This window comes from Bifidobacterium sp. VU/mBH4 (B4), from assembly GCF_058199535.1.
This window is the reverse complement of the sequence record NZ_JBVPQJ010000003.1, coordinates 34273-57636: the sequence shown is the minus strand read 5'-3', so window position 1 is coordinate 57636 and position 23364 is coordinate 34273. Positions and strand designations below refer to the sequence as shown.

15 protein-coding genes are annotated in these 23364 nt (G+C 55.3%); 11 read left to right on the top strand and 4 right to left on the bottom strand.

The annotated features are described in order from the left end of the window. Nucleotides 1-8: 8 nt before the first annotated feature. A complete protein-coding gene (locus tag AC0AII_RS04875) occupies nucleotides 9-458 on the bottom strand; it encodes a MarR family winged helix-turn-helix transcriptional regulator (protein ID WP_101431873.1) in 450 nt (149 codons plus the stop codon). A gap of 617 nt (nucleotides 459-1075) precedes the next feature. Here AC0AII_RS04875 and AC0AII_RS04870 point away from each other — a divergent pair. Both AC0AII_RS04870 and AC0AII_RS04865 read left to right on the top strand, forming a co-directional pair. After that, entirely contained in the window at nucleotides 1076-1513 is a 438-nt protein-coding gene (locus tag AC0AII_RS04870) for a MarR family winged helix-turn-helix transcriptional regulator (RefSeq protein WP_490446336.1), read from the top strand. Further along, the gene (locus AC0AII_RS04865) at nucleotides 1510-3783 is read left to right on the top strand and encodes an ATP-binding cassette domain-containing protein (RefSeq protein ID WP_490446335.1); all 2274 of its coding nucleotides are present in this window, start codon (nucleotides 1510-1512) and stop codon (nucleotides 3781-3783) included. Before AC0AII_RS04870 ends, AC0AII_RS04865 begins: the two co-directional genes overlap by 4 nt. Nucleotides 3784-3809: 26 nt before the next feature. On the opposite strand, the gene AC0AII_RS04860 is transcribed toward AC0AII_RS04865, so the two are convergent. Next, nucleotides 3810-4697 carry a GNAT family N-acetyltransferase gene (locus tag AC0AII_RS04860; RefSeq protein ID WP_490446334.1) on the bottom strand — a complete coding sequence of 296 codons (888 nt, stop codon included), beginning with the start codon at nucleotides 4695-4697 and terminating at the stop codon, nucleotides 3810-3812. Between the two features lie 236 nt (nucleotides 4698-4933). On the opposite strand from AC0AII_RS04860, the gene AC0AII_RS04855 reads away from it, so the two are divergent. Then, a complete protein-coding gene (locus tag AC0AII_RS04855; protein WP_101431869.1) occupies nucleotides 4934-5554 on the top strand; it encodes an isochorismatase family protein in 621 nt (206 codons plus the stop codon). An 18-nt stretch (nucleotides 5555-5572) separates the two neighbouring features. Here AC0AII_RS04855 and AC0AII_RS04850 read toward each other — a convergent pair whose 3' ends face one another. After that, nucleotides 5573-6319, bottom strand: coding sequence for an SDR family oxidoreductase (locus AC0AII_RS04850; protein ID WP_490446333.1), 747 nt, complete (start codon nucleotides 6317-6319; stop codon nucleotides 5573-5575). A 306-nt stretch (nucleotides 6320-6625) separates the two neighbouring features. Between AC0AII_RS04850 and AC0AII_RS04845 the strand changes: the two genes are divergently transcribed. The 7 genes from AC0AII_RS04845 to AC0AII_RS04815 all read left to right on the top strand — a co-directional run bounded on the left by AC0AII_RS04845 (nucleotide 6626) and on the right by AC0AII_RS04815 (nucleotide 16168). Beyond that, on the top strand, nucleotides 6626-10015 hold the full coding sequence (locus tag AC0AII_RS04845; RefSeq protein WP_490446332.1) for a DUF5107 domain-containing protein: 3390 nt from the start codon (nucleotides 6626-6628) through the stop codon (nucleotides 10013-10015). Further along, nucleotides 10012-11070: an aldose epimerase family protein gene (locus AC0AII_RS04840; protein WP_490446331.1), complete on the top strand. Its 1059-nt coding sequence runs from the start codon at nucleotides 10012-10014 to the stop codon at nucleotides 11068-11070. Before AC0AII_RS04845 ends, AC0AII_RS04840 begins: the two co-directional genes overlap by 4 nt. A 42-nt stretch (nucleotides 11071-11112) precedes the next feature. Further along, entirely contained in the window at nucleotides 11113-12552 is a 1440-nt protein-coding gene (locus AC0AII_RS04835; protein ID WP_144085265.1) for a sugar porter family MFS transporter, read from the top strand. 133 nt (nucleotides 12553-12685) lie between these two features. Continuing rightward, nucleotides 12686-13537: an AraC family transcriptional regulator gene (locus AC0AII_RS04830; protein WP_144085264.1), complete on the top strand. Its 852-nt coding sequence runs from the start codon at nucleotides 12686-12688 to the stop codon at nucleotides 13535-13537. A gap of 617 nt (nucleotides 13538-14154) precedes the next feature. After that, entirely contained in the window at nucleotides 14155-14292 is a 138-nt protein-coding gene (locus AC0AII_RS04825; protein WP_490446330.1) for a hypothetical protein, read from the top strand. 654 nt (nucleotides 14293-14946) lie between these two features. After that, nucleotides 14947-15687, top strand: a complete 741-nt coding sequence (locus tag AC0AII_RS04820) for an SDR family oxidoreductase (RefSeq protein WP_121914317.1) — start codon at nucleotides 14947-14949, stop codon at nucleotides 15685-15687. Nucleotides 15688-15799: 112 nt separating this feature from the next. Then, nucleotides 15800-16168, top strand: coding sequence for a TIGR02328 family protein (locus AC0AII_RS04815; RefSeq protein ID WP_490446329.1), 369 nt, complete (start codon nucleotides 15800-15802; stop codon nucleotides 16166-16168). A gap of 155 nt (nucleotides 16169-16323) precedes the next feature. Here the strand turns inward: AC0AII_RS04815 and AC0AII_RS04810 are convergent, their stop codons facing one another. Further along, nucleotides 16324-17574 carry an MFS transporter gene (locus AC0AII_RS04810; protein ID WP_490446328.1) on the bottom strand — a complete coding sequence of 417 codons (1251 nt, stop codon included), beginning with the start codon at nucleotides 17572-17574 and terminating at the stop codon, nucleotides 16324-16326. Between the two features lie 205 nt (nucleotides 17575-17779). Here AC0AII_RS04810 and AC0AII_RS04805 point away from each other — a divergent pair, with 205 nt between their 5' ends. Further along, nucleotides 17780-23221 carry a Spy0128 family protein gene (locus tag AC0AII_RS04805; protein ID WP_490446327.1) on the top strand — a complete coding sequence of 1814 codons (5442 nt, stop codon included), beginning with the start codon at nucleotides 17780-17782 and terminating at the stop codon, nucleotides 23219-23221. Nucleotides 23222-23364 lie beyond the last annotated feature (143 nt).

The window sequence follows — 23364 nt, the reverse complement described above, 5'->3', positions numbered from 1 at the left end:
AAAGCAGATCAGGATTCCATGTTTCTAATGATTCGTTCCAGGTAGCCGACCAGCTGTCTGCTCTCCTGCTCATCGAACCCTTTCAAGGCAAGCTCGCCCGTGTTCTCTAATACATGCCGGATCTCGACCTGGTGGGCGTTCAGCTCCTTCCGCGCCTGCCCGGTGAGCTCAAGAACCATCTGACGTCGGTCATCACTCTGCGGCTTTGCCGTCAGCCATCCTGCCTTGACCAGCCGTTTGACAACTCCCCGAACCGTGGGATGGCTCAAACGGAACCTGTCGCCCACAGTCTTCTGCGTCACCTCCAGGCCCTCATGCTCAAACAGGTAATAAACCATGACAAATTGGGGACCAGTCAGATTGGGAAAGATGCTCCGCACACACTCATTCATGTGCTTTTCCAGCAGAGTGTTGGCTATTTTGACCAGTCCCTCTGGCCGCTTCTCCGAAAGCTCCAAAAGTTACCGCCTCCTTAAAATGTAGCATGCTACATTATTAACAAAGAAAGCCTGGCTGTCAAATCAAAGAACTACAAAACCTATCCAACAACGTTCGTAATACAGGAGGCGAGGGGATGCTCGAGCCAAAGAAGAGCCATAGCTCAGCCTCTCCGACCGGTGGACATGCTGGCTTACCTGGCATTGAGGTGTCAGTATCGTCGTTCTGCATAACCGACCGACTAAGCAAAACTGATAGGGCGATAAGTTGACACTCCGTCCCACCACCCCCTGTCAACAAATCACGAGCCTTGAGTCCTATAGCCCCTCTTTGCCTTGGAGCAACCGACACAAAGAACCGCTAACCCGCCTCAAGGGATCCACCCGGCAAACACACGCCTACTCTCATGCAAGAAGCTCTTACAAGCAACAATGAAGGCATGCGAGAGCGTCCTTTGCACAGAAAGGTCCGATTAAGCGTTCCATGAAATATCCTGCGCTATTTCAACAAAGCACAGCGAATATCGAACCTCCTGAGACCCGACTTCATCGGTCCGATACAGTCAGACAAGACCGAAGCCAGAGCGTAGCTGCCTATCTGGGAGATAGATAGTTTCCAATATGATATAGTTTCTATAATGAAATCAAATAAGCCGCCCTCCCTTTACGATGCGCTCATGTATCTGCAGTGCGAATTCGTAGCAGAGCGCAACAGGGTCAATCCGGGGAACATTACCTGGCAACAGTTCGACATCCTCACCATTCTGCGCACAGGAGCGTCCACGCCCTCACAGATTGGCCAACGGCTCGGCATGAGCCGATCCAAGATCTCCAAGAACCTGAGCACGCTGCGCGACCTCGGATATATCAAACAAACGCCCGATACTCATGACCGGCGCGAGCTGGAAACCAGCCTGACCCCGGATGGCCGGGACATGCTCGGCATCATCGATCAACAGCACAAGACCCTCGAGAAGGATGCCCGACAGGTCTGGTCCGAAGACGAGCAGGAAGAGTTCACAGCTCTTGCCAACAGGCTTATCGCCAAGCTGCGCCAAGAGCGGGTCGACCGATGAAGACCGAATACATTCTTATTGATCGGGCCTCCACACACAACCTCAAGCAAGTCTCGCTGGCCATACCAAAGCGGGCCATCACCGTGGTCACCGGCCTGTCGGGTTCAGGAAAGTCATCTCTCGTATTTTCCACGCTGGCAGCCGAGTCACAGCGCATGATCAACCGCAGCTACAGCTCCTACATTCAGCAACTCATGCCCAAGTATGAGCCTGCGGAAGTCGCGCGCATCGACAACCTGCCCTTCTCCATTGTCGTAACCCAGAAGCAGCTCTCAGGCAATGCCCGCTCAACCGTGGGCACCTACACCGATATCTATACTGCCCTGCGCCTGCTGTTTTCCCGCATGGCCCAGCCCTTCATCGGTTACTCTATGATGTATTCTTTCAACAATCCTGGGGGGATGTGTCCGACCTGCCAGGGCCTGGGTACTGTACGCAGTCTGGTGCTTGATCGCCTGCTCAACGTGGATCTCTCGCTGAATCAGGGAGCCATCAACTTTCCAACCTTCCAGCCGGGCGGTTGGAGACTGACCAGGTATACGGATTCAGGCTATTTTGACAACGATATGCCCTTACGGGAGTGGACCAGCGGCGACCTCGACTTTCTGCTCCACGGCAAGCAGCAAAAACCGGCACACCCTGGCCCCGCCTGGCATAAGACGGCCATATATGAAGGATTGGTGCCCCGGATCACCAAGACCTTCATGAATCAGAGCAACGACAAATACCAGCATGAGCTCGAGCAAGTTACACGAATCGCCCAGTGTCCCGACTGCCAAGGGGCCAGGGTCAACGCCAAGGTACGCTCAGCAAAGATCGGCGGACTGAACATAGCCGATTGCTCAGCCATGAGCGTGTCTGACCTGCAGGACTGGCTGAAGCAGATCCATAACGATCAGGCTGATACCATTCTGCAGGACCTGGAGCGCAAGATAGCCAATCTGACAACGGTTGGGCTGGGCTACTTGAGCCTGGAGCACGGCACCTCCACGCTTTCCGGAGGAGAGGGGCAGCGCCTGAAAATCGCCAACTGTCTGAACAGCCCTTTGAATGACGTTCTCTACATCTTCGACGAACCAAGCGTTGGCTTGCACCCCCGGGACCTGACCGGGATCACGAAAATCTTCAAGGGCTTGCGAGACAAGGGCAATACGGTGGTGATCGTGGACCATGACCCCGAGCTCATCGCCATCGCCGACCGTATCGTCGACATGGGGCCAGGAGCAGGCAAGGAAGGGGGACAGATCGTCTTCGAGGGGAGCTATCAGTCTCTGCTGGAAAGCGGCACAGCCACTGGCAGAGCTCTGTCAGATCCAGGCACTGTAAACGAACCGGCGGTGCCTTCGCAAGGCTTCTACGCAATAGACAAGGTCACTGCCCACAACGTCAGAGAAGCCCACGCCAAGATACCCAGGCATATGCTGACTGTGGTGACCGGAGTGGCCGGCTCGGGCAAGAGTACCCTGATCAAAGAAGGCTTCATGGCACAGCATGATGCCATACTCCTCGATCAGAAGCCAATCAAGGCCAGCGGACGCTCCAACTTGTTGACCTACTTGGGCGTCTTCGACCCGCTGCGCAAGGCCTTCGCCAAGGCTACCGACGAATCCTCCTCACTCTTCTCATTCAATGCTGCGGGAGCCTGTCCAGTCTGCAAGGGCAAGGGGGTCGTCACTCTGGATATTGCCTACATGGGCGACACCAGCACTGTCTGCGAAAGCTGTCAGGGAACCAGGTATTCAACGCAGGCTCTGTCTGCCAGATATCGCGGTCTCAGCATCGCCCAGGTGCTGAAACTGACTGCCAACGAGGCTATGCGCCAATATCGCGAAGTGCTGGGGCCAGCCATGCAGGCCCTAGAAGACGTCGGGCTGTCGTACCTATCCGTTGGGCAGGCCCTCGATACGCTCTCGGGCGGTGAGCTGCAACGTCTCAAGCTGGCTAAGCTGCTCAAGGACGGAATTCATGAGACCCTGATTTTGGATGAGCCCACCAGCGGCCTGCATGAATCCAATATCCTGCAGCAGATTGCGCTCCTACGTAGACTCATCGCAAGCAAAGGGCTGACTGTTGTCGCCATAGAACATAACCTGCGCTTCATAGGTCAGGCCGACTGGGTAATCGACATGGGTCCAGGAGCTGGAAACGATGGAGGCAAGGTGCTGTTTGAAGGGGCTCCGCTTGCACTGATGCGCCGCAATGACACTCCCACAGCCCGAGCCCTGAATGCCTATTTTGGCTTTATCAAGGATGCAGCAGTGCGATCATAAGAAGCTGCATTCAGATCAGCAACAGTTCAGCAATCTTGCAGACGGCGCTTCTGCCTGCCATCCTCATCGAAATTGGCATCATCCAGCCAGGTCTCCAACCGCTCTTTCACTGCCGGCCATTCACTATCCAATATGGAAAACCAATCCGTATCGCGAGTTCGGCCCTTATAGACCATGTCGTTTCTGAACCGGCCTTCAGCCTTGAACCCCAGCCTCAGCGCAGCTGCCCGCGAGGGCGCGTTGAGGCTGTCGCACTTCCACTCGTATCGGCGATAGCCCAAGTCCTCGAAGACATGCCGAGCCATCAGATACTGGGCTTCGGTTGCCTGTCTGCTTCTCTGCAGATCCTTGGTATAGATGACATGGCCCATCTCAACGCTTCCCATGTCCGCCCGAATCCGCATCAAGGCATACATGCCCAACAGATTCGACGCATCATGAAGCTGCACATGCTTCCGTGTGTCCACGTCCTTCACACCTGCAGACTGACCGATACCAAATTCAAGTGCAGACGTCCTGCGGAGAATAGCAAAGAAGAGTGGATCCCGGCTTGCAATCATGGATGCGAAGCCTGAGTCGAATGCTGGTCTATCAGGGTAGAGATCGTGGGTGCTGTAGGTCATGATGGCTTCGTCACAATCCGGACCGAAAATCCGCTCATAGAAGGCATTGCCTTGGTTCGCATCCAGAGGCACCACCAGAACGGTCCTGCCTATCAACTCGACAGGTTTCGGCATCATGGTCCCTGCAAACGAAACCGCGTCACCAATGGGCTGTCCGAACTCATTGATCCTCATATTCGCATCTTCTCCTTTGGGATGATGCTTGACTCCGCCTTGGCAGTGAAGAGACAGGCTGAAAAAGAAGCACCGGCCATAACCCCGTGCAATCCTGGCACTCAGGATACCAAGCAAACACCCTGGCAATCGGCATGAATCCACCTACAAGGCTCACAATCAATCCCCGCTGTTGCCTGCCTTGCCATCTTGTACACATGAGGGCAATTCTTAGGCATATTCGTCCACATGACCCAAAGCCGAAAGCCTGACCCGTCCACGAAAAGTAAACTGATACATAAGGGGAATGTTCGTGGAGCTTCACCCGGCATTTCCTCTGCCTACCGTCAGCATCGACCAAGGGAGTGATCACCATGTCCAAGGCTTTGATCGTCGTGGATGTTCAACCGACCTTCTGCGAAGGAGGTGAACTGGGAGTCGAGGGAGGTAACGCCACAGCTGGCAAAATCGCCGACTATGTCCACAGCCATGCCAAGGACTACGCCTACATGGCCACCACCCAGGATTGGCATATCGAACCCGGATCTCATTGGTCCGATCACCCGGATTTTGTGGACACCTGGCCCAGACATGGCGTAGCAGGCTCGCCCGGGGCAGAGCTGCATCCCAGTATTCGTGGGCTGGGCATCACCCATCACTTCAAAAAAGGTCAGTATTCAGCTGCCTACTCCGGGTTCGAAGGCATCGAAGACAACACTGATCGGATCCAGAGCAGGGAGGAGTTTGCTGCGGCCAAATCATCAGGCGTCACCCTGGCCGACGCCTTGGCGCAAGCCGGCGTTGATCAGGTGGACGTAGTCGGCATCGCCGAATCCCACTGCGTCAAGGAAACGGCCCTGGATGCCGCAAAGCTGGGCTACCAGGTCACGGTCTTCGAGGACTTGACCGTCCCGGTCAGCGAGGATCAGGGCGTTGAAGCTCGAAAGGCCATGGCCCAAGCCGGCATTCGTCTGCTCTCCTCAAGCGGCGACTAAGGGCAGCAGCAGAGGAATTCACCAAGGCTGAATGGTGGGGCCGACGGTGAATTCCGATACATTGGTATCCTCGGGCTGATCAATGGCAAAGGCCACCACCTGAGCCACTCGCTCGGGGTCGATTTGGTAGCTGTCGTAGGTCTTGTTCATATCAGCCAGGGTCTGCTTGTCCGTGATGGTGTCCAGCAACTCGGTTCGAATGGCCGCCGGATAAATGGTAGAGGTACGAATATGGGTCCCCTCCTGGGCGGACTCCATCCTGAGCACCTCCATCAGATCACGCAGGCCCCACTTGGTTGCCCCGTAGACCGCTCCGCCAGTATAGGCTTTGAGCCCAGCCACCGAAGAGGTGGCGATGAACTGCCCGTGACGCTGCCCGACGAACTCCGGCAGGGCCGCAGCAATCCCATACAGTGCGCCTTTGAGATTGACATCAATGGTGCGGTCCCACTCGTCCACATGCAGAGCCGACAAGGGCGAGTTAGGCATGAGCCCGGCGTTGAGGAATACCACGTCCACCCCGCCGAACTGCTTCTTGGCGAAAGCCACAAAGTCTTTGTTGGCCTGTCGATCGGTCACATCCAGAGCCATAGAGGCAGCCTGGCCACCCGCCTGAACGATGTCGTTGACGATTGTATCCATCCGATCCTTGCGGCGAGCGCCCAGCACCACCTTGGCCCCTCGCTGTGCCAACAGCCTCGCTGTGGCCTCCCCGATGCCGGACGAAGCTCCGGTGATCAACACTGTCTTATCTGCAACTGTCATAACAGTCCCACCTTTCCTTATCTTCAATCGGCCTGATGGTACAACCTCGAGTCGCTGGAAGTGCAAGTCAACAATGGGCCGCCTGTGACTTACCCATCAGAATCTGTGATTTCAAAATCGACAGACCGAACCGGCACGAGGTCACAAATCCTCCTACTAAGAGCAAGAATCCGAAATAAAAGGACAATTTTACTGGTCGCAACCCAAATATCCAGCCTTAGTGTGAGACGTAAGGAGACAGCATCGGAGCTGCTTCGGGCCGCTCGACTCCCCCAGACATAACCTTCAAAGACAAAGGAGCAGGTAATGTCGTCAACCGAACAGGTCAAAATTTCGGACACCACCTTGGTCATCCCCACCTACGGAGTCGGCAAGCCGGATAAGAATCCTCAATTTATTGAAAAACGCGTCTATCAGGGTTCCTCAGGCAAGGTCTATCCATACCCGGTAATCACTTCCATCAAAGACACCAAGGAAGACAAGTCATACAAAGCTGTCATCATTGAGAATGAATACATAAAGGTCACCGTGCTCCCCGAACTAGGGGGCAGAATCCAATATGCCCAGGATAAGACCAATGGGTACGATTTCGTCTACCGAAACGATGTCATCAAGCCTGCACTGGTCGGCCTGACAGGACCGTGGATCTCGGGAGGCATCGAATTTAACTGGCCTCAGCACCATCGCCCCACTACTTTCAGTCCAGTCGATTACCGTCTTGTCGACCTCGCCAATGGCGGCAAGGGAGTCCAATGCCACGATGTCGACCAGATGTACGGCACCGAGGTCGTCACTACAATCGCCCTCTATCCAGGTAAGGCGTACATAGCCATCACGGGAGATCTCTACAATGGCACAAGCCTTCCCCAGACTTTCCTTTGGTGGGCTAACCCAGCCGTATCTGTCAACGCCCATACCAAGACGGTCATGCCTCCGGATGTGACAGCGGTGATGGATCACGGCAAACGTGACGTGAGCAGATATCCTATCGCCACAGGCACCTATTACAAGCACGACTATTCAGAAGGCGTGGACATCGGCAGGTACAAGAACGTCCCCGTTCCCACCTCCTACATGGCCGCTGGAAGCAAGTACGACTTCGTTGGCGGATACGATTACGCAGCTCAAGCCGGCATCCTGCATTATGCCGACCATCACATCAGTCCCGGCAAGAAGCAGTGGGTCTGGGGTAGCGGTGATTTTGGACATGCCTGGGATCGGAACCTGACCGATGACAATGGCCCCTATGCCGAACTCATGACCGGTGTATTCACCGACAACCAACCGGATTTCAGCTGGCTCAAACCCTTCGAAACCAAACGCTTCACCCAGTATTTCATGCCATATAAGGCCTGCGGTCTGGTAAAAAACGCTACGTTAGACGCTGCTGTGAACATGGAGTTTGGCCCTGTTGATCCCGCGAAAGCCGCCGGAGAGACCGAAGGCGTCGATGGCAGCGGCTTGTCGGATGGGCAGGGCCGGGTAACCGTGTACGCCACACACCTTGTAGACCATGGTCTGGTCAAGGTCACGAATCGTAAAGGCGAGACCCTACTCGAACGAACCACTCGACTGAGCCCCGTCAATATCCTCACTGAAGAGTTCGACACTCATGGGGCGGCTCCCACAGACATGACCGTATCGGTCACTGACCAAGACACCGGCAAGGAACTCGTCTCTTACACTCCGGAACCAGATACTATCGACAAACTGCCCAGCCCCGCAAAAGCCGCACCCAAACCGAGCGATGTCGCCACCAATGAGGAGCTATTCCTAATCGGCACCCATCTCGAACAATACCGCCATGCCACATATCGTCCCGATCCCTACTATCTGGAAGGACTGCAACGTGACCCCGGCGATGCCAGGATCAACAATGCCTATGGCCTGCTTCTGCTACGACGTGGTGTATTCGAAAAAGCAAAGGAACATTTCCAAAAGGCCATCGATCGCATAACCAGCCGTAACCCCAACCCCTATGATTCAGAACCATACTTCAATCTCGGCTTGGCCAATTGGTATCTGGGACTGGAAGATCAGGCATACGATGCCTTTTACAAGTCGACCTGGGATGATTCCCAGCAAGAAATGGGCTTCTTCTATCTCGCCGCAATCAGCGCACGCCGCGGCGACTGGTCTCAATCCTTGGACTTCGTCAATAGAAGCCTGGTGAAGAACTCCGAGAACATCAGGGCTAGAGGGCTCAAAGCCTACTTGTTGCGTAAATTGGGCCGAACTGACGAGGCCGCCAGCCAGGTGGAGAAGAACCTCGCCTTGGACGCATTTGACTTCGTCTCACGTTATGAACACTACCTGAGCACAAGCAACAAACGCGACTTGGACCTTACCCGGGGATTCACGAAGAACCATATCAAGGCGGCTCGCGAATACGCATCGTTCGGAGCCTACGATGAAGCCCTGGCCATGCTGAACCAAGCCAAAGGCCAAGATCCAATGCTGGACTACTACAAAGGCTATTACCTGGCAGCCATGAATCATCCCGACCAAGCCAAAGAAGCGATCCTGAAAGGCGAAGAAGACGACAGCTACTGCTGCTTCCCCAACACCTTGGACGATATTCAGGTCCTTCAGACTGCGATGAAGATGGGCGCCAACGCCAAGGCACCTTATTATCTGGGATGCCTTTATTACGACAAGCTCCAATCAGACAGGGCTATCGAGCTGTGGCAGACCAGCGCTCGAAACGATCCGAACTTCCCCACCGTCCACCGCAACTTATCCTTGGCATACTATAACAAGCGACATGATGAAGCCGGTGCCCTGGAGCAGATGGAAAAGGCCTTCAGCCTCGATCCAACGGATTCCAGCATTTTCCTGGAGCTGGATCAACTCCGCCGGATGCTTGGATGGACCTACAGCCAGCGTCTGGTCGAATACCGCCGCAATCTCAACGCCGTTCAAGAGCGCGATGACTTGTACATCGAGTATCTGACAGTGCTCAACATGACCGGTAACTATCGCGAAGCCTATGAATTGATGGGTAAACGGCATTTCCACCCTTGGGAAGGCGGAGAAGGAAAGATCACAGCCCAATACCGCATCAGCCTGACGCTTATGGCAAAGGATGCAATGAATGCCCAAGACTGGCAAACAGCTAAGGATCTACTGACCAAGGCCCAGTCCTATCCAGAAAATCTGGGCGAGGGCAAGCTCGAAGGACAGAAAGACAACGATCTGCATTATCTCTTAGGCCTGGTCGAGGCACACATGAGCCATGATGATGCGGCAAAAGCCCAATTCCGCCAAGCGACCATCGGACCCGACGAGGTCAAGGGGGCAATGTTCTATAATGATCAGCCTGCAGAAATGATCCTATACCAGGGCCTAGCTCATGCTGCACTGGGTGAACACGGACCTGCCAATGCCAGGTTCTACCGCCTGCTGGACTTCGGCGAACAGCATCTGAACGATCAAGCAGCTATAGAATACTTCGCAGTATCCCTTCCTGACTTCGTAATCTATGACAAAGATTACACAAGAATGAACCATATTCATTGCTTGTATGTCATGGCCTTAGCCAATATCGGATTGGGGAAGGCACAAAAGGCGTCGGATCTGCTTGCCAAGGCTATGTCCGAAGATCCCAGCCACATCCAGGTCAACCTATTTAGCGACGAACTCTCCCATCGGCATATATTGATGAACAGTTCCGCTGCAACTAAGGCGACAGCATGAAGACAACGGACATGTCTACCGACGAATTCGGCAGATTAGACGATGATAGAGCCGCACACCTGTTCAAGCTCCGGAATGGACAGGGGCAATCGGCAACAATCACCGATTACGGAGCGCGGCTTGTCTCTTTCCTCACCCCGGACAGTGCCGGAGATCTTAGACAAATCGTCTTAGGGTGCCCGGATTTAGCGAGCTATTGCGCTGACGCCTGTTGTCTGGGCGCCACCATCGGACGCAATGCCAACAGGATATCCAATGCCCAGTTCCAGCTGAATGGACGCACATACCGATTAGCAGCGAACGACGGCAAGAATAACAACCACAGCGGTCCTGACGGTTACGAGCACCGACTTTGGACGACTGATTCGTACGATGACCGGCATGTCACCTTGAGGATGGATACCCCAGACGGCGATCAAGGCTTTCCAGGAGCCATGTCGATCACGGTATGCTACAGACTTCAGGATGACGGACTCGAAATAACCTTCGAAGGCACCACGGATGCAGACACCATATGCAATCTCACCAATCATGCCTACTTCAATCTGGACGGCGACGGATCTGGCAATATTCTGGATCACACACTGCAGATAAATGCAGATACGTTCTGCCCGATCCTCAGTGAGGATGCCATACCAACAGGCTCTCGACAGGCCATGGCCGGTACTCCGATGGATTTCAGGAAACCCTGCAGCATCAGTGAGCGGCGCGATCCGGCTTTCGATCAGATCAGGCTTGGACACGGCTACAACCATGCCTACCCGATCAACAAAAGCCCCCGTGAGTTCGGCCATATGGCCACACTAGCCAGCGCGAAGACCGGCATTCGGCTCGACGTCTTTTCCGATCTACCCGCAATCCAGATGTACACCGGTGACTATCTGAGTAACACCCGAGCTAGGGATGGCCACTGCTATGGGCCCAGGGAAGGCATAGCGCTTGAGTGCGAATTTGTACCCAACGCCATCAACAGCGACGACCCCATAAAACCCATCTTGAGAGCAGGCGACATTTTTACCGCCAGAATCTGCTACCGAACGAGCATCATCTCCTGAAACAACAGCGATCCGTCAACAACATAGAAAGAAGTTTCTCACATGTCTCATCCAACTAAAACCGGCAAACCGCCGGCAAAAGGCTTATCCAACGGCAATAGGATCAAACTCATTATCGTTTGTGCAGCCGCTGCCGTCGGCGGATTCATGTTCGGCTACGACACATCCGTCATCAACAGCGCCGTCAAGGCACTGACCAGTCCGGATTCCGGATTCGGCGTCACAGGCTTCATGTCCGGATTCACTGTTTCATCGGCGCTCGTCGGCTGCGCTGTAGGAGCTTGGTTTGCCGGCAAACTCGCCGATCGCTACGGTCGCACCAAGGTTCTTATCGGCGCATCCATACTGTTCGTGGCCTGCGCCCTGGTATCGGGCCTGACAAGCAACGTTTGGGTGTTCTTCATATTCAGATTCCTAGGAGGAATCGGAGTCGGCTTCACCTCTGTCATCGGCCCTTCGTACATCTCGGAGATCGCTCCTCAGAATCTGCGCGGCATGCTAGGTTCCATGCAACAGTTCGCCATCGTTCTTGGACAAATTGCAGCTTTAGGCCTCAATGATCTGTATGCCATGGGCGCAGGCGGTGCCGAAAAGACCTGGTGGCTGGGTCTGGCGGCTTGGCGATGGATGCTGATGACTATGGCTCTGCCGGGCATACTTATGTTCGTGGTGGCACTGATGCTCCCGGAGTCCCCGAGATATCTGGTGATGAAAGGGCAGAACGAGAAGGCCAGGACTATCCTCTCCGAAATCACAGGCGAGCCCGATCCCGACGACAAGGTTCAGGAAATACGTGGAACCATGCTCGAACGTCCGGCACGCTTGTCTGATCTGAGGGGCGATTGCTTCGGATTGCGCAAGGTTATGTGGGTGGCAATCGGAGTAGCCATGCTACAGCAGCTCCAAGGGACGAATGTTATCATGTTCTACGATTCGTCCATGTGGCAGATGGTCGGATTCTCCGAGCAAAGCGCATTGCACATGTCGTTCATTCGCACGATCTTTGCCCTGATTGCAACCATGATCGGCATGGCCTACATCGACAAGATCGGTCGGCGCAAGCTGCTGACGATTGGCTCCGTAACCATGACCATTGGTCTGGCTCTTATGGCCGTAGGGTTCTTCACCGGCAAAGTGGTCAACGGTGAAGTGAACGTGACCACAGGCTGGGCCTGGTTCCTGCTGATCGTAGCCAATGTATTCTGGTTCTGCTATTCCGCGACCTGGGCACCTGGCATGTGGGTCGTCATCTCCGAAGTGCTGCCAAACTCCATTCGCGCCATAGGAGTGTCAGTGGCAACATTCTTCTGCTGGATAGCTTCAGCCGCCTGCAACTGGGTGTTCCCTTCCATGCGTGACGGGATTGGCCTGGGCTGGTCCTATGTGATCTTCGCCCTTTTCGGCGTAGTAGGTTTCCTTCTGGTCACCAAGGCCCTGCCTGAAACCAGCGGCGTGGCGCTAGAAGACATGAGCGAGAACTGAAACTGGGACCCTACACGGGCATTTTGATGATGGCAGGGGCCATGCCACACGGTTCCTGCCATCATCCTTACCCACTTAAGAACCAGACTTATAGCCTATCGTTAAGGAATATGGACAAAGAGGAACAGTAATCATGAAACCCGCCGAGCACTTCATCGACTTGGCCAAGTCGGACTTCGTCATGCGAATTCCTTCGGCCACAGCCCGGCGTACATTTCTTTATCTGCTCAGATCTGGCCTGTTCAGCTACCAGCCCGGCTATCGCCTTGATCGCCGTTCCTTTGACAGTTTTCTCGTCATGCTAGTGCTCTCAGGATCCATGGATTTGGATCTGCCTACAGGTCATTTACGGGCCGTGGCTGATCAATTCGTTCTCGTTGACTGCTATTCCCGTCATTGTTATGGGACTGACACTGAAACGGACGTACTGTGGATGCATTTCGACGGAATAACTGCGCGGCCCTATTATGATTTGATCACAGCTAAGCTTGGAAACGTAATTAGCCTTCGCAACCCTTCGTATGCGCGGACTCAGTTGCGTGAGATCCACGATATGGCGACGGATCAAGGTGGATACTCCGAACCGGAGATGGCTCGTCATATTACCGATCTGCTTACGGAATTTGCTGTAGAGAACAAGCCTGGAGTCACAGCAAAGCGCTCACGTACTATCGATGACTCGATAGCATACATCGCCGATAATCTCGATCAGTCACTAACGGTGAGCTCACTGGCCGAACGGGCATATATGAGCGAATACCACTTCATTCGTATCTTCAAAAAACAGACAGGACTGACACCTCACGCATATATCACGGCTTCACGTGTTGATGTGGCCAAGTTCCTACTCGTCAACAGCAATCTTTCCCTGGACGAAATCCGCAAACAGTGCGGATTCTCCTCGATATCGATCCTGTGCAACACTTTCAAACATCAAGTAGGCATGACTCCTATACAGTACCGCCGTCAAAACGGTAATTACTGAGTGCTCGCTACTCTTCAAAATTTAAAAATCTTATTAGAATAATTCGTGCCCATATAGGCATCCTCATCGCAGATTCCGCAACAACATACTGGTATCATCCCACGCAATTCGACCTGCGCGCTATGCTAAGCGCAAGCATCCTTTTGCTGGTTTTAGGCTGTCTGGCAGTTCTACGTCTGCGGATTCATCATGGGCGTGGGCATGCCGGCTGTACTTTACCTAGCCGTACCCATTTTGATCAACGCATGGTTCTGCAAGCGCATCGGATTCAATATAGGTTTGTGCATGGCCTTCACAGGTGTAGGCGGTGCTATTTTCAACCAATTAGGCAACTTGATCATCTAATCCGCACCCGACGGATGGAGACGTAGATGCCTGACCGTTGGACTTATCATCCAGGCCGCCGCTCTTCCATTTACCATATTCGTCGTCCGCTCACATCCATCAGACCTAGATCTGCAGCAAAGCCCACGAGCAAGAGCTAACAGCACATCAGGCCATGCGTACCCCGGCTTTCTGATCCTTGGAGATATTCTGCGCACTGATCACCATTGATCAGACTGTCTACCAATTCCTGCCCCCCCCCCTATGCGACATCCATTTCCTCCATGGCCTCCATGGCAGGTCTGATTGCCTCCTCCTGCATGATTGGACAAGCAATCGGCGAGATCACACTTGGATTCATCAACGACCGGAATGCGATCCTTGGTTTAGGGGGGATCAGTAGCGGACTGATGGGCATCTTTGCGATATGAGCTTTCCCCAACCAGGGCATCCTGCTGCTGCTCGGTTCTTTCGGATTTGGATTCGTATATACCTGCACGACGGTCGAAACACCTCTGTTGGTGCGCTCGGTCTTCGGCACCTCGGACTATACGGAGATTGATGCCTGCATACAGATGGCCGGTTCCGCAGCCTCAGCCGTCGCAGCGATCCTCTGGGAAATAATTGTTGACCGCCACATGGTTGTGCCATACTGTTCACCTTGAGCACGCTGATCATGGTAACAGCTCTGACAACTGGCTCTCTTCCGCTGGTCGATGGCCACAGGAAAGGGAGCCTGTATACATGAAATAATTTTTACAGTAATTGCTGTATCGCTGCTTGTCCAAAGATAAGGTACCAAGCTACAAAGGCCGATGAGTGCGGATACGTTATTGACCCAAACTAATTCGTGAACAATACAGTTGGCATCATGCTGATTTACGCCACATAGCATCGCTTTTGAGGTCGAAAAATCTCATCGAGCGACAGCCAGCAGGCTTGGCGAAGCAGTAATACAAATCCACATACCGACCGCAGGAGACGTATCATCCGGAATGGCTCATGCAGCAACCATCAGTATGGGAGTATGGGCATGCCATCGCATAGGATGAAATACGACAGCACATCTCTATAAAGGAGTGGATATGACTGATCGACTACAAGGTAAGGTAGCCATTATCACCGGAGGAACCGGCGGCATGGGCGTGGGCATAGCCGAATGCTTCGTCCGCGAGGGAGCCAAGGTGGCCCTTACCGACATCAAGGAGACCGATGCCTCCCGCAGCTTCATGCAGGAGCATCCCGGGCAGGTCGTCTTCCACACCTTGGACGTGACGGACGAGGACCAGTGGGTCTCCACCATCGACACCGTTGAAAAGGAGCTGGGCCAGCTGACCACCGTGGTCAACAACGCCGGCGTCGGCGACAAGGGCGTCACCATGGACGAGGAAAGCTACGATGACTGGAAGAAGATCATCGCTATCAACCTGAACGGAACCTTCCTGGGCACCAAGCATGGCATGCGGGTCATGAAAGGCCGCGGCGGATCCATTATCAACATCTCCTCCATCGAGGGCTTCGTGGGCCTGAGCCGGGCTGGAGCATACAACGCCAGCAAGGGCGGCACCAGGCTGCTGACCAAATCTGCCGCTCTGGATTCCGCCAATAACAACTACGGTGTTCGCATCAACTCGGTCCATCCTGGATTCATCAAGACCCCTCTGATCAGCCAGAGCCTTGAAGACAGGATGAGCAAGCTGACACCTCTGGGCCACATCGGCGAGCCCCAGGACATCGGCGAGATCTGCGTCTACCTGGCCAGCGACGAATCCAAGTTCGCGCTGGGTGCCGAATTCGTTGTGGACGGCGGATTCATCGCCCAGTAAGGAGTTCCATTAAGGACTTGCCCCAACCCCTTCTTCTGCCAGTCCGCCTCACAGCAATGCAAGCGGCTAGGCTGAGGGAGGGGTTCACTTATGACCCCAACGAGGGGGCGTCATGCGACTGTGGCATCAAGATTTAATCCCACTGCTTCCCAGACAGCAGCTGCTGGGCCAGCATCGGGAGATCACCGCCCTGCGTGGACTGGGCTGGGGTCGACGGCATGCCACCGTTGACTATGTCTTCGACCACTGCCCATACAAGCTCTTTCAATTTCATCTGCTGGTCATGGCAACGATGCGCGAGCGCGGCTACCATCCTGATCCCGCCTGGTATGACCCGCTCTACCGCGGCAGGCATTGCCCGCCCTACGAGGATCTGGCTGCAGAGCCGCTGACAGATCCCATCTACCCCGAGCACGATGCAACCTATCTGCAGGAGTGCTTGGAGAATCTGGCAGGGAAAGGCATCCATCTGAGCTATTGACAATCCTCAGGGCCGGTGCCGACTGGATGCTGCATCCATAAGATTCGCTGACACGTACGGCAATATTTGGGAACGGCTGTTTGAATCCGAATATCTGCCCAAAGACCGTACTTCGCCCGACAACCGGTTGGCGGAGTTTTGCCAACCGAAGGGCATTATTCCCGAGTAAGCCTGGACACCGGGGGCACCAGGAGGGTGATCGCCGCCAGCAAGAACGCCAAGGGCAACAGCGCCGGCCTGACACCGGTATGGTCGGCCAGAAACCCGATAGCCGGAGGAATGATCCAGGAGACTCCGTAGTAGGCAGTGGAGATGACCGAAGCACGCTGGGCCGCCACGGCTGGATCCTTGGTTGCCAAAGTAGTAACAATGGGTACGCCCAGAGCAGCTCCGACACCCCAAATTCCAGTGCCCACAAGGCTCAACACAAAAGAGGGCGAAAGAGCATAGACCAGGATGCCCAGAGCCGAGACCAGGAGGGTCAGGACCAGCGAGCGCATGTTCCCCAACCGCTCGATCAGATGTGTCCCCAACAGCCTTGAAACGATCATGGCTGCAGCGAAAATCGTGGGAGCAAGACCGGCTTGAGACTCGGGGACGCCGAAGGCATCGACCAGGCCGATCCCGCTCCAGTCGTTGACGGCACCCTCGCTGGCCTCCAGGGCCACGTTGATCAGAGCAAGCATGAGCACCAGGGCATCGCCCCAAGCCGCCAATTGCTTGCCGAAGGCGGACGATTGCCCTGACCCCTCCTGCCGATCCGAACGTTCGTCGTCAGCGCCGCCCTTGCAATCCCCTAGAGGCTGAGCCGGGCAGAGCAGAACGCAGGCGACCACCAGAGCCAGGCTGACCAGCGCATTGACCGCCAGGTGCGCGCCTATGGCTACACCAAGATGAGACAGGAGCGAGCCCAGTCCCAGAGCAAGAAACATGCCCAGGCTATATGAGGCATGGAAGCGCGGCATTATGGACCGAGAGGAGAAGCGCTCCACCGCGCCGGCCTCAACAGTGTTGACCGTTCCCCAAAGGCTGATCCCCGCCGAATTGAAGAGCAGGCCCAAAACCACCCCTGGCACCGAACGCAGAGTGACGGCCAAAGCCGCGATCACCATCCCCAGGCACCAGGTGGAAGCTGCCAGCAGCATGGCCCGGCGCACACCCAGCCGATCGGTCAGCACTCCCGAGACCAGCATGCCGATCAGAGCGCCGCATCCGCCCAGGATGGTCATCAGAGCCAGGCCCGAAGGCTGCAGACCGAGAGTGGCTTTGACTGTTGGCAGTCGAGAAATCCAGGCCGAAGTACCGATACCCATAATGATGAAAAACCCGTAAACGGCCGACCGCTCGCGCATTCCGTGACCTGGAGGACCGACCGCCGAAGGCTCACGATGATCCCGTTCACTCATGCGGGCCTCCTTGCTCTGTCCATTGTTGAACCTTTTTCTTCGGAGGCGCATATCAATAGCGGGATCATAACCAGTGATTTTGTATACTGCTCTATAGCATTATTATCGGATGACTCAATAACCATCGTAGACAGTCGACCGGATGACCTGAAAGGGATGCCCGGCCCGACGCCCCAGGCGGTCGTCGGCGCTCAAAAGGAGAAACGTGGCAAAGGGTAATTTGAGCGGAAAAGTCCTGGCCGGCCTGATGGCTATGGCCATGTTGATACCCACTATGGCCTTGGCTGATGGTGGGCATACAGCGGATGCCCGGACCACGGCCACCACGTCGACATCTCCAACGGCACATGCACAGCAAGCGACTGCCACAAACCAGGCATCGTCCACATCGATCCAGACCTCGACTCCGCAGTTAGACACCGCCGCATCCGAGGCAGCCCAAACCACTCAGCAGTCGAAGTCAACCGCCTCGAACCAGGCCGCGCCCGTACAACCCAGCAGAAAGCCGACCACCAGATCGGTCATCAAGGACATGCTGGACACCGACGACGCCGTGGTCACCACACTGTCCCAAGCATCCCGCTCCACCGGCACGGCTCCTTTCGACAACGACAACAACCCCGGCAATGACCACGATGCGGACAATGACATAGTGCGCACTTTCGATAAGTTGTCCTACACCTACTCTTTCGCCGTAAATACCCGCAACGAGACAACCAGTTACCGCCGGGGCCGAATAGGCTTCCAATTCAAACTGAGCCAGCCTGAAGACCAGGTCACCTTTGATGTGGATTCCATGGGCTGGGTGGACAATACGCCGGGGTACCAGCCAAAGCAAACCACAGAGACCATCGACGGTCATCCGACACAGGTGCTTACCGTTTACAGGCTACTCACCGCAACACCGACTTTGTCTACCGTTATTCCGGGATCCTCCAGCGTCACTCTGGTCCTCCGGGTCCGAAGCATGGCCAATGGCAGCAAATTCGCCCCCGAAATCCAGGCCTGGGGCGCTCCGGATACTGTCACCAAGACCGATCCTGCTTCGGCCACGTCCGATCCGGTCACCGTATCAGCCAAGCTCAATCTGAACCTGCGAATCACTGGCGGAACCAATGAAGGCTCCGGCAACCAAACATTCGACTTCAACACCCCAGCCGCCAGCAATTACCCCAACCATGAGCTGGGTAAGCGCAAGGGGATCATCAGCAAGTTCAACTGGGCCGTTGACATGCGTTGGCCCGATCGAACCAAGGGTCTCAAGGGTCTGGAGGTTCCCACTGGCCCCATTACCTTTTCCCTGTCACTGAGCAATTTGTGGCAGACCGCTGGCGGAGATGCCTACCCGAAGATAGCGGATCTGCAACCCTACTTCTGGGACATCGGCACCATCGACGGCGACTTCAACAACAGCGGACGCAACACCGGCGATCAGGGCTGGAGACCCACTCTCAGCAACTATGGCTATGCCCGATCCACGGGTGGCACGGCCGGGAAGGACCAAGTCCAAGGCAATGGCCAATACACCGTGGCTGAACAGCGCAACAGCCAGGGCCTCAGGCTGGACCTGACTTTGAAGGACTATAAAACCAACGACCCCTTCCCCTACCTGGGACACACCTATGCACCAGACGCCAAGTGCACGCCTGCCCTGGCCTCGACTGACTGCACGCGACAAGAAGTGGCCGAAATCTCCACTGGTTACCTATATGTCTTTAACCCCTCCACTGTCGACGGCAAGGACGTGGCCAACTACTATGGACAGACCGGTCTCAGCTTGCAGAGCAAGGTCGACGACGGCAACCTGAGTGCGAAATCGCTATCAAACCAGTCTTTACCCCATGCCTCTGGCCCCACGGACACGTCAAACCAACCCGACCAGTCCGATGACATGTGGCACAACGTCATCTTCACGCTAGGCTCCAACACAATAAAGGCAGGCATCAGCAACATCATTCAGTACAGTTGCATGACGGCTCCTAACTATTTTGATGACGGCGTGGACTGCGGGTGGTGGAATGCTCCTGACAACCTACGGGGGACCGACTCATCAGTCGCAGGGACCCAAGTGCGGGTAACGGCCGGCTTCAACTTCAAAACCAGCAAGGCCGATCTGCCTCTGCTGGGAATGTCCTTGGTCAAGATCGACCCAAAGGTCGTTAGACTTCCGAACCCCGCAGGTCTGGATATTCCCTGGGTCAATGGCATCTGGCAGAACAGCAAATACGATAAATACGAGTCAGCGAGCGATCAAAACCCGTCACAGGAACTGGTCATGTACGCCACCAAACCCGACGGAAAGGACTGGAAAAACGACACTGAGCAAGCCAATGCCGACATAGAGGATCTGAACTTTTATAGCACGCAGGAGGATGCAAAGAAGCATGGCACGGTTGTAGGCATGCTGCTGGGCGGGCACACCGCCGCGCCCACCAGTTTTGTCGAAGAGAATTCCCGATTCGGCTTCGGCGGATTTGTGATCAACGTCCTCCCCGATGCCAAAGTAGGTTCGGTAGCCCAGCTGACATCAGTTTCGCGCACTTTCACCCGCAGCCAATTAGCAGCTATGGCCGGGCTAAGCCCCGAGAACTCCAGCGATCAGGAATGGGAGAACTGGGCCAAGCAACAGAACCCCTACGAACTGGCTAAAACCAAACCCCCCGTCTTAGCCACGTCGGTCGGAGGCTATACCAAGGCCAGCTATGACCAAATACACGGTTACCTGGGCGGAGACACCGGCGGCAATGAACACGGGGACAGCCTCTATGTAGCCGGCGAAACCAACACCATCTCCAACGCCGTGGCACAAAAAAGCACCAATTCCAAACCCAAAGAATACTTTGACATAGACAGCGATCAACGGTTCGTTGACTGGCGGCTAACCATCAACACCGGCACATCAGCTTCCCAAGCCAACAAGGGCGCCAAAACTGAACTCTACATCACCGACAAACTACCGGCAAAGCTCCACTACATCCCCGGCAGCGCCCGATTGGGTGGCACATATACGGAAGCCACGCCTGAAATGGGCCACATAGAGGGCGGAACCGCCTGTGAGCCATCAGTGAGCACGGACTCCGTAACCGGAATCACCACTCTGTCCTGGACACTGACGAACATCCCTGTGGACGGCAACAACCGCGTCATCCACTTCTCCACCTCCCTGGGTGACCTGACTGACCCTAGCAAAGACATCGGCTCCAACGAAGACCTGACGACCTCTGCCACAGTTCAGTCAAAACAGAATATGTCCCAGCCCAACACATACTTGAAGACTGCCGACTCCTTCACTATCCACGCTTGGCGGACCAACACCACCAGCCTTTCCACTTCGGCCGTACAGGATACGAATGAAGCCGGTGCACCAATCGGCTTCATCAACATGCTGAGCAGCACCTCAGGCAGCGGCAAGCAACATCACTATGCCATCGACATCATGCCGTACAAACAGACAAGCGGCAAACCCGACTTCCACGGGGAACCTACTTTTGCCGATATGAGCATAAAAGCTTCGGCGGGGGCTAGTCTGAGCCGAATCACTATCCGCTACACCACAGATTCTCGATGGCGGGTGAATGACACGAGTTCCATACAAGCCCAGGAATACCTCTCTTGGGACAAGGCTGACTTGGACACAACAAGTGGCGAAGTGAAAATGCCTGAAAACGTGGTCGCTTGGGCCTTCATCATCGATGGGCAGCCCAACCAATTCCGCTATGACATTACTTTCCATATAAACCCCGGAAACAACTCCTCCGGCGACCTCTATCGGAATCGCTGGGGCAATGCACTGAACCAAATGCCTGCCCAGGCCATGGTTGTTCAACGTTCCATCAGCGGCATCGTATGGTACGACGTCAATGGGGACGGCACCCGCTCTTCGGAAGATATTCTGCTTAAAAATGTCAAAGTGACCCTGCTCAACGATTCTGACGACAAGCCCGCCAAGTCGGTCGTCACCCCACATGATGATCTGAGCACAAAATCTGATTCCCAGGGCAAGTACGAACTGACCAATATACCGGCAGGGCAATTCCACCTGCGGTTCGACCCCGCTCCGAATACGAACTGGACCCACCTGTCTACGACAATCCAAAAGGCCAGCGGAGCCAGCCCGAGCGAAAACTCCTCAGCCAGCGACATACTGGAGAACGGAACCATGAAAGGCGCCGTCATCAAGGATATTAAGTTCCAGAAGGCCGAGGATATGGTGGACGCGGCCAGCCAATCCCTGGATTTCAACAACTGTGGCTTGACAGGAACAATGGACACCAATGAAGTGTCTGCAGGAATCAAAGTACAGATCCAAGGCAGGAACTGGCTCAACTCAGACTCCTTCACGTTAACTGCCGAGCCCTTGGGTGGCGCACCGTCCGCAGCGTTGCCCAGCCAAATCACCATAGACGCCGACAACCAAAATATTCAGGTGCCCGTCAACGTGTCTGCTCTGCCCGACGATGGCAGCTACGAGTATCGTATACACCAGGAAACCGGCTCCATTCCTGGCCTGACGTATGATCAGAGCACTGCAATCCTGACCATCACTTTGACAACCGATGCAGCTCAGTTACACCGTACCGCCAAGGCGCAGTGGACTGACAGCAAGGGCAAGAAGATAGACACGGCGGTCTTCACCAACACCTACCAGGCCAAGCCGGCCACGGTCAGACTCATCGCCTCCAAGCACCTGGAAGGCCGGGGCCTGAAAGCCGGGGAGTTCGACTTCCTCCTGCAGAACACCAAGGGCGGGAAGTCGGCCCAGGCATCCAACAAGGCCGACGGGACCGTCGCATTCCCCGACCAGACCCTGACCGAGGCCGGCGACTACACGTACTCCGTGAGCGAGGCCCAGGGCAGCCTGCCCGGCATCACCTACGACCAGAAGACGCACCGGATCACCGTCCACGTCACCGACGACCAGCAAGGCCAGCTCCAAGCCACCATCGACGGCAACAACCCCACCTTCACCAACACCTACCAGGCCAAGCCGGCCAAGCCCGTCATCACCGCCACCAAGCACCTGCAGGGCCGGGACCTGAAGGCCAACGAGTTCACCTTCCACCTGTACGACGGGGAGACCGGCCATGAAGCGGGCTCGGCATCCAACGACGCCCAGGGCAGGATCGCCTTCAACGACCTGACCCTGGACCAGCCCGGCGACTACCACTACACCATCCGCGAGGACCAGGGCAGCCTGCCCGGCATCACCTACGACCGGCACGCGGCCACGGTCGACGTCCACGTCACCGACGACCTCAACGGCCAGCTCCAAGCCACCATCACCAGCAAGGACACCACCTTCACCAACACCTACCAGGCCAAGCCGGATAACCCCGACGACTCTGGCAACTCTGGAGGACGTGACAAGCCAAATCCGCCGGTAGAACCAAACAAGCCGAACAAGCCGAGCGAGTCCGATCATGCATCCAACAAACCAGATCAAACCAGTTCCAATAGCCAAAAACCGGCGCCAGGAAACCAATCTTCTGATGACCAAGCAAAGCCATCTGCAGATTCCCAAGCCCTAGCCGCCTCAGGCTCAGACATAGTCATGCCAGTAGCGCTGGCTATCGGCACTGCCGTCCTCGGCCTGGCACTGATGTGCATGCTTCGGCATCGCAGAGATCGAGAAGCCGACCTGGGCTGATAGTTTCCTGCAGGAGAACACAGCTGGACACGTTTCTCACTAGTGACAGGCACCTATGGTGAACCTCACGGTTCCCTGCTCCTATCTGCAGACGAAATTTGCTATTCTTGCAAGTGGAAGGAATCTTGCATCCAGAGGTCACC

Bases quoted from the DNA above. Each gene is read 5' to 3' on its own strand.
- AC0AII_RS04865 (WP_490446335.1), top strand. From the start codon at position 1,510: ATGAAGACCGAATACATTCTTATTGATCGGGCCTCCACACACAACCTC.
- AC0AII_RS04855 (WP_101431869.1), top strand. From the start codon at position 4,934: ATGTCCAAGGCTTTGATCGTCGTGGATGTTCAACCGACCTTCTGCGAA.
- AC0AII_RS04820 (WP_121914317.1), top strand. From the start codon at position 14,947: ATGACTGATCGACTACAAGGTAAGGTAGCCATTATCACCGGAGGAACC.
- AC0AII_RS04830 (WP_144085264.1), top strand. From the start codon at position 12,686: ATGAAACCCGCCGAGCACTTCATCGACTTGGCCAAGTCGGACTTCGTC.
- AC0AII_RS04825 (WP_490446330.1), top strand. From the start codon at position 14,155: ATGGCAGGTCTGATTGCCTCCTCCTGCATGATTGGACAAGCAATCGGC.
- AC0AII_RS04835 (WP_144085265.1), top strand. From the start codon at position 11,113: ATGTCTCATCCAACTAAAACCGGCAAACCGCCGGCAAAAGGCTTATCC.
- AC0AII_RS04845 (WP_490446332.1), top strand. From the start codon at position 6,626: ATGTCGTCAACCGAACAGGTCAAAATTTCGGACACCACCTTGGTCATC.
- AC0AII_RS04815 (WP_490446329.1), top strand. From the start codon at position 15,800: ATGCGACTGTGGCATCAAGATTTAATCCCACTGCTTCCCAGACAGCAG.
- AC0AII_RS04850 (WP_490446333.1), bottom strand. From the start codon at position 6,319: ATGACAGTTGCAGATAAGACAGTGTTGATCACCGGAGCTTCGTCCGGC.
- AC0AII_RS04810 (WP_490446328.1), bottom strand. From the start codon at position 17,574: ATGAGTGAACGGGATCATCGTGAGCCTTCGGCGGTCGGTCCTCCAGGT.
- AC0AII_RS04870 (WP_490446336.1), top strand. From the start codon at position 1,076: ATGAAATCAAATAAGCCGCCCTCCCTTTACGATGCGCTCATGTATCTG.
- AC0AII_RS04840 (WP_490446331.1), top strand. From the start codon at position 10,012: ATGAAGACAACGGACATGTCTACCGACGAATTCGGCAGATTAGACGAT.